This window comes from Zarconia sp., assembly GCF_057467645.1.
Genome location: NZ_JBRJXU010000102.1, coordinates 1 through 12,463, shown reverse-complemented (window position 1 = coordinate 12,463; position 12,463 = coordinate 1). Strand labels below are relative to the sequence as shown.

The 12,463-nt window shown below is 49.1% G+C and carries 7 protein-coding genes; 2 read left to right on the top strand and 5 right to left on the bottom strand.

What is annotated here, in order from left to right; genetic code table 11:
• Window positions 1-160: 160 nt before the first annotated feature.
• The gene (locus AC2215_RS15185; RefSeq protein ID WP_486810861.1) at window positions 161-808 is read right to left on the bottom strand and encodes a pentapeptide repeat-containing protein; all 648 of its coding nucleotides are present in this window, start codon (window positions 806-808) and stop codon (window positions 161-163) included.
• 164 nt (window positions 809-972) lie between these two features.
• On the opposite strand from AC2215_RS15185, the gene AC2215_RS15180 reads away from it, so the two are divergent.
• Window positions 973-1,893, top strand: a complete 921-nt coding sequence (locus AC2215_RS15180) for a tetratricopeptide repeat protein (protein WP_486810860.1) — start codon at window positions 973-975, stop codon at window positions 1,891-1,893.
• 474 nt (window positions 1,894-2,367) lie between these two features.
• The gene (locus AC2215_RS15175) at window positions 2,368-3,648 is read left to right on the top strand and encodes a calcium-binding protein (RefSeq protein WP_486810859.1); all 1,281 of its coding nucleotides are present in this window, start codon (window positions 2,368-2,370) and stop codon (window positions 3,646-3,648) included.
• Window positions 3,649-3,820: 172 nt separating this feature from the next.
• On the opposite strand, the gene AC2215_RS15170 is transcribed toward AC2215_RS15175, so the two are convergent.
• The 4 genes from AC2215_RS15170 to AC2215_RS15155 form a co-directional block, all read right to left on the bottom strand.
• Window positions 3,821-5,989, bottom strand: a complete 2,169-nt coding sequence (locus AC2215_RS15170; RefSeq protein ID WP_486810858.1) for a hypothetical protein — start codon at window positions 5,987-5,989, stop codon at window positions 3,821-3,823.
• A gap of 555 nt (window positions 5,990-6,544) precedes the next feature.
• Window positions 6,545-8,728: a hypothetical protein gene (locus AC2215_RS15165; RefSeq protein WP_486810857.1), complete on the bottom strand. Its 2,184-nt coding sequence runs from the start codon at window positions 8,726-8,728 to the stop codon at window positions 6,545-6,547.
• A 1,032-nt stretch (window positions 8,729-9,760) separates the two neighbouring features.
• Window positions 9,761-10,216: a DUF3122 domain-containing protein gene (locus AC2215_RS15160; RefSeq protein WP_486810856.1), complete on the bottom strand. Its 456-nt coding sequence runs from the start codon at window positions 10,214-10,216 to the stop codon at window positions 9,761-9,763.
• A gap of 93 nt (window positions 10,217-10,309) precedes the next feature.
• On the bottom strand, window positions 10,310-12,463 hold a 2,154-nt coding region (locus tag AC2215_RS15155; protein ID WP_486810855.1), incomplete at its 5' end, for a CHAT domain-containing protein.

Below are 12,463 nucleotides of genomic sequence, written 5' to 3'. Positions count from 1 at the left end.
GTATGAGAAGCTACAATGAGGTCGCGCTATGAGTACTTCGGGCTGGCTATTCCCGTTTGCGGACATGTCGTGGAAATTCAAAATTAGCTCGATTTCTAGGGTTCAGTCGTACCTTTTTTGTCCCTGTCCCCTTTCCCCCTTAACCCTGTGCTAGAGATGACTACAATTCAGGACAAGTGGCTTGAATCCGAGTGGCATCGGGCATAATCGCCCCGCACAAATCTACCTCCGTTAAATTCACTCCATCTAGGTTCGTTCCCCACAAATTTGCTCCGGTTAAATCCGCGCCTCGCAAGTCCGTCCCACTTAAATCCGCATCTCGAAGATCGGCATTTTGAAGATTCGCCCCGGTTAGATCCGCATCTTGCAAGCGGACATTTCGCAGATCGGTTTCTTCGAGGTTTGCGCCGCTCAAGTTGACTCCTCTCATTTTGGCTATTTCTAACGTCGCCTCGCTCAAATCTACCTGGCTCAAATTTGCATTCGTTAAGTTTGTCAGTGACAGATCGGCTTTATGCAGATTAGCCCTGAGTAAATTCGTTTGCTCTAGCTTGGCGTAGCGCAAGTCTACCCCTTCGAGGTTCGTCTGGCTTAAGTCTGCTTCGGTTAAAATTGCCCCGAACAGATCGGAATTTTTCAGATCGACACCGCTGAGGTTCGCGCCAGTCCAATCCACACTGCGCAAGTTACAGCCGCAACAGCGACGAGTTTCTAAGAGTTTGCGAGAATCGTCGGGATTGTCTGCGCGAACGCTTGTCGTCCATCCCAGTAATAACAGTGCGCTTAAGGTTGCTAGGGTGCGCTTCATTAACCTCTCCTTACTCGTTGCACGATCGGGCTATTTCTATCTTCTCCCAAGATTCGCGATCGCTGCCTAATCGCCATGACACTTATACCTCGACACTCATCGCCCGACACTCGTAGTAGGATGAGAGCGTTTCACCGAATCTCATCGTCAGGGAGTGAGAATTTATGTGGCCGCGATCGATTCCAATGGGGGTGTTAATACTGGCAATTTCCGGGTGGAATGTCGTTCAGGTGCTACCCACGACGGCCCAAATCACCAAACCCGCTAACCTAGAACTCACCAATCCCGAACTCACCGATCCGGCTAGCTACTATATCCGAGGCACTCAGCGTTACAACAACGGCGATATTGAGGGGGCAATCGCGGATTTGACTCAAGCGGTGCGCCTCGATCGAGACTACGCCGCAGCTTACCTGTATCGCGGCTTTTTGCGATCTCAACTAGGGGACTTTGCCGGTGCCATCGAAGACTATACTGCCACCATTACCCTCGACGATCGCAATGCCGAGGCTTATTTTCGTCGGGGGATAGCGAAATGGCGATCGAATGGTTGGAGGAACGATATCGCTGGGATAATGGCAGATTTCGATCGTGCCTTGGAACTGGATGTGGAATATACCCTCGCCTACTACCATCGCGGCAAACTCAGAGGAGAGTTGGAGGATTGGCAAGGGGCGATCGCCGATTTAAATCGCGCCATTCAACTCGATACCTATTTTGCGCCGGCTTATCTGAGTTTGGGGATGGCTCGGGCGGGGTTCGGCGATGTGGCTGGGGCGATCGAAGCCTATTCCCAAGCCATTGGGATCGACCCCGATTATACCGAAGCTTACTACAATCGCGGTATCCTCCACGCCCAACTGGGTAACTACCAAAAAGCGATCGCCAACTTCAGCGCCGCCATTGACATCGATGCCAACTACGCCAATGCCTACTTCAATCGCGGGGCCGTTCGCAACAACCAACTTGGGGATATTGCCGGGGCAATGGCGGATTTTCAAGTCGCAGCCGAGTTGTACCAGCAGCAAGGCAATTCACCAGCCGCACGACACGCCCAGAATCAGATCGAGCGATTGCAAGAGTAAATTGATGCTCGCCAATTCAGCCAAAAAATGGGAAGATTACCCATTTTTACCGATCGGCGATCGAATTTTCGCAAGATTGGAGGTAGTATATCAGAAAGTTGTCGGAAATAGAAAATAGAGAGTTATCCATATATTTTCTTTACACCAACTTGATTTTTTCTTCATAATCTAGATGAGTTTTGAGGTTTTTCTAGGCTGATACAGAAGCATAACGAAAATAAATTAACAAACGTCTAGAGTCTTTTCATTTAAAAGGCTCATACGCTTCTGTCTTTACAAAAAAGTTCCTGAAATGCGGTCATTTTTACAAAATTTTACAGCCAAAAAATCGAGCATCACATCTCGAAGCGGGTTAAGAAATAAAACTAAAATACCTGCCATAATGGCAAGACTAATTTATAAAAATTGCTGTATATTACCCGAATATATTTAGCTTCAAACTCCTTTAAACTATATAAACTCGGTAAACAGACAATGCAAGAGACTCTCTTTTTACCGCCCTCGGGTTCGGTGACCAACGATAACTTTGCCTTTGCTCAAGGTGGATTGGTGACGGAAAATTATAGCCATTCGCCCTCTTTAGAACTCCTCGACGACAATGGCGACATCGTTCTCGAAGCCGGCATCGCCGAAGCGATTGCTGAAGCGCAATCCACCTTTTCCGCGGATGATGCTTTTACCGCCCTGTTTTCGGAGACCGGACTCGTCGTTGAAGCTGAATCGGGGAGTTTTGACGGCACGGCCGAAAGTGAGGCCAAAGTGAGAGCCGCGTTTGAGGTGGGGGCAAACGAAACCTTTTCCTTCGATGCGATCGCCGATTTATCCATCGATGCTAAAGAAATCGAAGATCCCGACGCCGAATATTCCCGCGCCAGATCCGGTGCGTCTTTCCTGCTGATGGATGTCACCGATGAAGCCAACCCCAAAATTCTCGATTATTCTGCCGTTTCGGGTCGTTTGATTTCTTCCCAAAAAGTGGGTCGCGTCCGCATGGGTTCGACCGGTAACTTTACCGTCACCGAACGCCAAATCGATCGAGATGTGGATGGGAACAACGGCACCGATTCGGTGTCGACCCTCGTTGCCGGTCGGTACGAACGTCGGTTTAACCGAGATACGCGCTTGGCTTTGATTCAAGTCGAAGCCAGTACGGTCAAGGTCGTGGAAGATGCCCTCATCGATGGTTTGGGATCGGGGGTGACCTACGGTTCGATTCGGAACGATCGCCTTCATGGAAATAATAGCAGCAACAAAATTTACGCCAGTTTGGGCAACGATCGCGTGTTTGGATACGGGGGTGACGACATCCTCGAAACTGGTCGAGGAGACGATCGCGCCGTTGGTGGTTCGGGAAACGATAAGATTCACGGCGCTCACGGCAACGACGAGCTATTAGGGAATCGGGGAAACGATGAAATCGTCGGTGGAGAGGACGACGATACCCTGACCGGAGGTCGCGGGAGCGACGAGATGACTGGGGGAGACGGTTCCGATACCTTTGTCTTCGTTCGCGATCGCAGCTTACTAACCGGCGAAGTCGATGTCATTACCGATTTCGAGCCGGGGGTCGATACGATCGAATTTCGCGGTTGGAGTGGCTTGAACCCGCAAACTTGGTTTAACGATGCCGTAGCAGACGAGCGGTTCGCGAACACGTCTCAAGGAACGCGATTTTTCTCGAATTACGGCGGTGAAGTTCTCTTTGAGGGAATTAGCGTTAACGATTTGAGTGGGTCGGATTTTTACTTCGCATAAAACCCCATTCAACTTTGAGACCAATAAATAGAGCGCAACCGCGACATCTGTGAGGGAATAGGTTTTAGTTCGCAGCATTTGACGGATACGGTGACGCGGTAAAGATGATTACGAGCGTGACGGTCTCGAAGGGAAAAAAATATTTTGATGCGCACGCACGATACTGCCACTCTTAGGTGGCCGATAAACTCAGATCGTAATTGACGTTTTTATCCCCATTAATGACTTGAGTAAAATAAACCCCCGGATCGAGTAAAAACGATGCTTCGGCGGTTCGATCGTCAAAGGGAATCGTTTGGGAAAATCCTCCGATATCCCGGGTGCCATTATTATCCGCATCGGCAAAGATCGAGACTCCGATATTTTGGCTGGGAATACTTTCAGCAACTTCGAGCAGAAAATCCACCGTTGAAGGGCGATCGAGAACGAAACGATAATAATCGATGCGATCGGCCTTGCCGAAGCTATCGCTCACACTCACCATACCCGTCAGTACATCTAAATTTCGGGCAGCATCGGGAGTGTTCCCAACCGCATCTGGGGGTAATCCCGGTGGGGGAGTTGGGGTGATGTCCAGGTTGTATTGCGACAGCGAGAAATTGCGAGGATTCGCTGAGACTCGTAGGAAGTAGGTATCGGGGGTTAAATACAGACTCCATGCGGTTTGTTCGGGGGCGATCGAGCCGAGGGTGGGGTTTACCCCTTGCACGAATTCGAGTTCGCCGTCACTGTTGCGATCGCGACCGATAGCCAGGGCGGAGTTTCCCGTGAGGCGATCGAGGACGATACCGACGTTGGTGGGGGTCTCGATCTCAAATTGATAGAAGTCGGTTCGATCTGCCTCACTCACCGTATCGCTAACCGATCGCCCCGTATCCAATTCCCCCAAATCGAACGCCATCGGTAAGATATTCCCCGCAGTGTCGGGAGGCAGCCTCAATGGTTGTGGCGAGAGGGTGAGGGTGTAGTCCGTATCGGCGCGATCGCGTCGCAGTTGCAGGAAATAGGTTCCCGCATCGAGGGCGATTCCGAGTTCGTTGTTACCGGTTTCGAGAATCTCCGTGTAATCCCGGGAGAACCGACCCCGCTCGATTTCGCCGTTGTTATTGAGATCTCGGGCAATTTCGACAATGACGTTGCCACTGTTACCGTCGAGTATAGCTTCGATATTGGTGGGTTCGTCGAGGGTAAAGCGGAAAACATCCGTCAGATCGACCAGTCCGATCGCATCGTTGGCGGTTTGCACGGTGGTTAGCGCACCCAAATCGCGAGCCGTCGATGCCGAGTTGCCGACTCCATCAATGGGTATGGCATCAATGGGACTGACGAGTAAATCGCCATTGTACGGCGTTGGCTGCGGGAAAATCTCTTCTCCTTCCGGACCAAAACCCGCAGCAATCCAGTAGGTTCCAGGAGACAAAAAACCGGAAATGGATTGGTTAAATCTCGCTAAATCCAAGCGTTCGTCGAAGTCGAGTCGACCGTTACTATTACGATCGAGATATAACTCCCCTTGGACGTAGGGAATGACACCTGGCTGTATTTGTCGGACATCGATACTCACCGCACTGGGGCGAAAAAGCGTGAATTGATAGAGATCGCTGAAATTATTTCTGTCTAGGACATAGCCAAAGCGACGGTTCCCGGCGATCGCCCCCAAGTCCAAACTGTTGGCGATCGAGAATCGCTCTCCCGGATCGCTCAGAGGGGGTAAGAATGGGGCGGCGATGCGGCGTTCGTGGATGCCGAAGACTTGATAGTGGTCGAAAGCTTGGGAACTCATCAGTCCCGCTTGGATGAGATCTCGATGGAGGTTTAGATAAGTGCTGACATCGAACTGGGTTGATGTCGTACGTCCTTCGTGAATACCGAACTGCTTGAAGTGAGTTAAAGCTTGGCGATTGGTCAATCCAGCTGCGATTAAATCGGGATGTCGATCGAGATAAAAGCCGATGTCAAACAGATTCGAGGCAACCCGTCCTTCATCGATACCGAATTGCCAAAAATGCTCGAACAGTTGCTCGTTATTAAAGCCAACAGCCGCTAAATCGGTATGAGATGCTCGGTAAAAGTCGGCATGAAAGCTATGGGAAAATAGCCGACCTTCAGCGACTCCAAAATTAGCAAGATGGTCAAAAAATTGACGATTTTCGGTGAAGCCAACGGCAGCTAAATCGGGATTTGCCGCTTTGTACAAATCGAGATCGACAACTGGGGAGAAATCCCGTCCTTCGCGAAGTCCGAAATCGAAGAAATGCTGGGTGGCTTGTTCGTCGTTAAAGTTTGCCAAGTCGGGATTAACCTGGCGATAGTAATCGAGGTCGAGGAGATTGACAGTCATCTTGGGTTAGGGATCGTCAGTTAGGTTTAGAAATAGTAGAGCCACCGCCGATCGATACTGCCTGGTATATTGATTGACTAGATTCAGGAGAATTTGTTTCGCTTATTTCTTATTGAGCTTGAAAAAATAAATCGAACCTTAAATATTGATATTTTTGGTGAGCGTCAAAAAAATAATTTTTTTTAAATTTAAAAACTCTAGAAGCATTTATCTTCGGCTTTAAAATATATTGAATTGATTTATAAATCTTGCTCAATTCGCTTGGAAAACCTGTCGCGCAACCCAACCGAACCCACTGGAGTGAAATATTGAACCTATAGGTTCGATGTCGCCAATTTATGCAGAATGCAGATATCCAGTTTGGGGAAATGGGCGATCGCAATGCAGAAGACATCGAGGTCGTCACCACCACTCAATTTTTCGTCCCGACTCCAGCGGTAGGCACAGGTGCGCTACCCCGATACCCCGACTATCCGACAAACCCCGAGAAATCGATCGAGCCAGGGGTTGGGAAATCCGTCGCCAAACCCAACCCACAACTCATTTGTCAATTCATCAAACGACCGATAAAGTCAAATCGTAATCGATCGTATCTACATTCCCCCCCAGAGGAACGACTCCGGCAAAATAGACACCCGGTTGCAGGAAAATCGAGTCTTGCGCTTGCTGAGTTAGCGGATTCACAAACGCACCCTGGAAAAATTCTCCCCCACTCAAACCGTCTATGATGCCGTTATTGTTGAGATCGTTGAACACCTGCAGTGCCACAGCCGTACTATTGCGGGTGGGATCGAGTAAGAAATCTACCGTGGCGGGACTATTGAGAACGAAGCGATAAATATCCCGTTCGTCAGCTGGTCCGACACTGTCGCTAAATGTTTCTATTCCGGTCAAAACATCCACATTTCGGGCAGTCTGAAGATTATTCCCGGCTGCGTCTGCGGGTAATCCTGGTGGGGGAGTTGGAGAGATTTCGAGATCGTAGACAGAAGACTCTGTAAATTCATCCGAGACGCGGGCAAAGTAAGTGCCGGGGGTTAAATGCAGACTCCACGCCGTTTGCTGGGGGGCGGTCAAGGGGCCCTGACTTTGCAAGATATCGCGAGTTTCGAGAACGAGACTCTCACTCGAACCGCCATCGAAATCCCGACCGAGGGTCAGTGCTGGGCTTCCGGCGAGGGCATCGAAGGTAATGCCGATATTAGTGGGTGTGGCAATCTCGAACTGATAGTAATCGGTGCTATCGGATATGCCCACCGTATCGACAAACGATCGCACTTCGTTCAACACCCCCACATCAAAAGCAGACGGTAGGGTATTGCCCGCGCGGTCTGGAAACAGCCGCGATGCTTGGGGGGCGAGGGTGAGGGTATAGTCGGTGTCGGAACGCTCGTTTTGCAGGCGCAGGAAGTAAGTTCCAGCATCGAGAACCACTCCCAGGTCGCTCGTTGAGGTGGAGGCTTCGATAATTTCCGTGAAGCCTCCAGTCTGAAGGGCGTCGATTTCGCCGTTGTTATTGAAATCTCGGACAATTTCGACGGTGACCTCGGTATTGGTGCCATCCACTAAGGCTTCTACGTTCGTCGGTGCATCGAGGGTAAAGCGATAGATATCGGTGTCATCAAGCAGTCCAAGGGAATCGTTGAAGGTTTGCGGGGTGGTGAGCGTCCCTAAATCGCGGGCAGTGGCGATCGAATTTCCAGCATTGTCCGCCGGTATCGCTGCGACGGGACTTGCCAGTAGGTTGCCATCGTACTCGAAGGGAAGAATGAGAGGGCGAAGGATTCCAGGTATCACCTCAACAGAACTTAAAGCTTGAGGTACGCTTAAGCCATAGGTTCCTGCGGGTAAAACGCTAGAGATATTGGGAGATAATCCTGTATCGGTCGTGCTCGGTTCGTTGCCATCCTGGAAACCATTGCCATTCAAATCGGCAAATAATGAGAGGCTGATATCTAAATTGGTCGTCGTAGAAATTCCCGCACTCACCAAACTGGGACGAAACAGGGTGAATTGGTAGGTGTCCCCACCCTGGGATACAAAATTACTAAAGCGACGGTTGCCGCCAATGACCTCGAGATCCACATTGCCAGCATTTGCGGGAACGGACAACAACGGCGCGGCGATGCGGCGTTCGTTGATGCCGAAGACTTGATAGTGATTGAAGGCTTGGGGATTCGTCAGTCCCGCCTGAATGAGGTCGGGATGAATGCCCAGATACGTTCCCACATCGAACTGGGTAGAGGTGATGCGTCCTTCGTTGATGCCAAACTGACTGAAGTGGTCTAAGCCTTGGCGATTGTTGAATCCAGCGGCGATTAAATCGGGATGGGAGTTGAGATAAAAGCCGATATCGAAGGTATTGGAGGCGACCCGCCCTTCATTGATGCCGAATTGTAGGAAATGGTCGAAGAGTTGCTCGTTATTAAAACCAACGGCAATCAAATCGGTATGAGATGCGCGGTAAAATTCGGCATTGAAACTATGGGAAAATAGCCGACCTTCTGCTATGCCAAAATTCGTAAGATGGTCGAAGAATTGACGATTTTCGGTGAAGCCGACCGCCGCTAAATCGGGGTTTGCTGCCCGATAGAGATCGAGATCGACAACTGGGGAAAAATCTCGTCCTTCGCGAAGGCCAAAGTTGAAGAAGTGTTCGGTGGCTTGCTCGTCGGAGAAGTTCGCCAAGTCGGGATTGACCCGGCGATAGTAGTCGAGATCTAGGAGATTGGTATTCATGGTTAGTTCGTTGTGGTTCGGGGATGAATCGATCGAAAGGGATGTCAGGAGAGGAGGAGTTGAAGTTCAAGAATTTAGATGCTTTAGCACGAGGAGAGAAAAAGCATTCATTTGAATTAAGGATTCAGATTTTCGCGATTAGATATTAGCTTTTTACTCTCGCAAGCAAGCTAAAATATCGGGGTAGTGAGCTTGAAATATGTCAACTTTGCAAGCTAGATCTGAGTTTGAAGTTGATGACTGTTAACTGAGACCTGACGACTTATGATTTGGATGCAAAATCACTCAAGATCGAGTATCTACAACCAATCGATTTAAGATAGATTGTAAGGATTCAGCTACCTCGAGAGATACCCCTCCCGTCCACGGCAGTTCCTCCACTTAAGAAGGGGGAAGCCAAAGGAAGCTGGCGCTGTTTGTTTGTCAAAGTCTTTTCCAATTCCTCCCTTGTGGAAGGGGGGCTAGGGGGGATCGAAATCGATTGAAGCTGAATGCTTACGATCGATTCGGTCGTTCGGCTTCTCGATCGAGCAAAAAATTGGGATTCACCAGGAGATCGCGAAGTTATCGTGGGTTTAAGAGTTGAAACGAGCGATGGTGAACGTCAGGATTTAGAGAGTGGATACTTGACACGGCTCAATGGCTAGCACCCCCATCGATGAATTGAGGTTTTTGAATCCTCGTCCTCTGCCTCAATCCTGACAATGACAATTTAGATCCACCGCAGATTGATTTCGATTGATATATTTAATGACTCGATTTACGCTAAATTTGTTTCATTAAAATCAAGAAAAATCGTATTTATTTTATTGAGAATACTCAATCGATTTATTCATTATTTTCGCTCGATAATATTATCCGGTAAAATGGCGAAAATTATTGCTCTATATTCTTTTTCCGGGATAGACCTATCTTTAAGTGTAAAAAAATGCTAACTTTTGCATAATCAATAACAACTGCGAGCGCTAAAATCTCGCAGTTTTCAATTATTTTGGGTTCAAAAATTTTTCTAAAAAAAACCGATCGCCCACTTCACCATCTCGAATCGCGATCGGCAATCACGGTTTTCCATTCCAGAACGATCGATTTAGGCACTTCTATCTCAATCCGGCGATCGCCACTCAACTGAAAATCTAAGCGAACCTTGCCAAATTTAGGCAATTGCGGCAAAATCTCTTTCATATCGTACTGAGCGACATTGGCAGCCGGTGGGGTATCGGAAAATAAATCTTTTGCCACCCAGAACTGACCTCGACTTGCGGTAATTTCCAGAGGCTGCGATCGCTCGAACTCTGTCACTCCTGGAAAACCCACCAACCGCAAAATCACTCGATCGCTACTATCTGCTTGGATCTGCTTAAAGAGGATGGCATTCCAGTAATTGCCCCCATCATCCCGTAAATTGTGCCGCGACTGAATCAGAAGCTGTCCGGGGATATGTTCGGACATTCTAATTTCGGCGATCGCTGCTGGGGGATTGAAACTCACAAATAGAATAAGTGACAGGAAAACATATCCGAAAACTTGGTATAACCACAAATATCTACTTCGTTGTTTCATTGTTGTTTCATTCTTCACCTTTCATCGATTTCCCATTAAAGTAAACGCTGCCCAATTTCGGGGTTCGGGATGAGTGGCACGAATCGATAACATCGCAGTCCGTAGTGCCTGCCCCTTGTCAAGCCCTTGTTGTAAATTCTTGTAAAACTGTGCCATCAGATCCGCTGTTGGGACATCGGGAACTTGCCAGAGGGAGACGACAACACTCTTAACCCCAGCCGTCACCAGGGAGCGGGATAACCCCACCACTCCATCCCCAGTCAGTTTTCCCCTGCCGGTATCGCAGGCACTCAGCACCACGAGTTCGGCATCCAGATTCATTTCCAAGATTTCCTCTGCCGTCAGAAAACCATCAGCTTCTCCATCCGGTGTGAGGGTGATGCTACTGCCGATGCCGCGAAATTCGTCCAGAATACCGTGGGTCGCCAGATGGATGATGGAAGCGGTATCCATTCGTTCTCGAACGGTCGTCTCCGTTGCTGCAGAACCGATGAGGGCTTCAGTCTCCAGGAGTTCGGCAACGATCGTGGCTTCTCGTTCGGCACCGGGCAGACTGGAGAGTGGTACTACCGGTTCTCCGGGAATGAGCGATAGAGACGGCATTTCTGGATTCCCGACCACTAATATTTCTTCCCCTCTAAGAGTTTCACCATTTCCCCTTCTTTGAGTTAGTTCCAACACCTGAATTGCCGGGGCAGTCAGAGGTGTATGTTTGTCGATGAGGTAAGTGCCGTTGGCATCCTGGAGAGCGGGGAAGGGAACCAGGAACAGTTCGCGGTGAGGGATGAAGATAACCGGCGCTTCCGGGTTCGTCGGAAGTAGGTCGGCGATGGGTTCGATGAGAAGTTGGTGGAGTTGTTGCAAGCGATTGGCTTGGCGGGCAGCAATTTCTTCTGGGGATAAATATTCAACAACGATGGCAGCATCGCGAACGCCGAGGGCATGGCGAGACTCAGTTACGAGTTCCGCTAGAGAGATGTTGAGGCCGTCCAAGTTGACTTGGCGAAAGGCGATGTCTCCATTGGGTTGAACCACCCAAATGTAAAGCGTCTTTGAAAGATCTCGCAGAGAAACAATCGAATATTCAACCAGGGTCGCGTTTTGAGTGCGGGCAACTTGCTGGATATCGGCAAGGGTGGGTGGTGCAGGGGGAACGAATGCTTCGGCCGAGTTGACCTGCAAGCGTTGTGCCATCAGTTCGACAAATGCTCTGGCGCGTCCCCGTTCGGAAATTTCGAGAGCCATTTCGGTTTTGTTTTGGGCGATGAGGACACGTTGCAGAGAACGATAGGAATTAATTTGAGTATCGAAAATGGAGACCTTATCCTCATCGTTCGTTAAATCGGCACGGAGGGTTTCCCAGAGTTCAATGGTAGCGAAGAGGTTTTCTTCGGCAGCAGCAAAGTTTTGGGTTTGCATGAAGGCCCAAGCGAGATTATTGAGAGAATTGGCAATTCCCGCCACATTGCCGATTTCCTGTTGGATAGCTAAAGATTGTTGGTGAAACTCGATCGCCCTTTCGTACTCCCCAATGTTTAGATAAGTATTGCCTAAATTCAAAAGAGAGTTGGCAATTCCCGCCACATCGCCGATTTCCCGTTTAATGGCTAAAGATTGTTGGTGAAACTCGATCGCCCTTTCGTATTCCCCTAGGTTACGGTAAGCAATCCCTAAACCGTTGAGAGATACGGCTTCACCGACTACATTGCCTATGTCCCGTTGGATGGTTAAAGATTGTTGGTAAACCTCGATCGCTTTCTCGTATTGCCCGAGGGAGAAGTAAACATTCGCCAAATTACCGAGAATTTTAGCTTGACCCAACCGATCGCCAATTGTCTGTTGGATGGCTAAAGATTGTTGGTAAACCTCAATCGCTTTCTCGTATTGTCCTAGGGAGAAGTAAACATTCGCCAAATTAATGAGAGATTGAGCTTCCCCCACCACATCACCGATTTCCCGTTGGATGGCTAAAGATTGTTGGTGAAACTCGATCGCCCTTTCGTATTGCCCGAGGGAGAAGTAAACATTCGCCAAATTATTGAGAGACCCTGCAACTCCCGCCAAATCGCCGATTTCCCGTTTAATGGCTAAAGATTGTTGGTGAAACTCGATCGCCCTCTCGTATTCCCCTCGGTTACGATAAGCATTACCCAAATTATTCAGCGAGATCGCAAC

Coding starts and splice junctions, on each gene's coding strand:
- AC2215_RS15185 (WP_486810861.1), bottom strand. CDS start 808: ATGAAGCGCACCCTAGCAACCTTAAGCGCACTGTTATTACTGGGATGG.
- AC2215_RS15180 (WP_486810860.1), top strand. CDS start 973: ATGTGGCCGCGATCGATTCCAATGGGGGTGTTAATACTGGCAATTTCC.
- AC2215_RS15175 (WP_486810859.1), top strand. CDS start 2,368: ATGCAAGAGACTCTCTTTTTACCGCCCTCGGGTTCGGTGACCAACGAT.
- AC2215_RS15170 (WP_486810858.1), bottom strand. CDS start 5,989: ATGACTGTCAATCTCCTCGACCTCGATTACTATCGCCAGGTTAATCCC.
- AC2215_RS15165 (WP_486810857.1), bottom strand. CDS start 8,728: ATGAATACCAATCTCCTAGATCTCGACTACTATCGCCGGGTCAATCCC.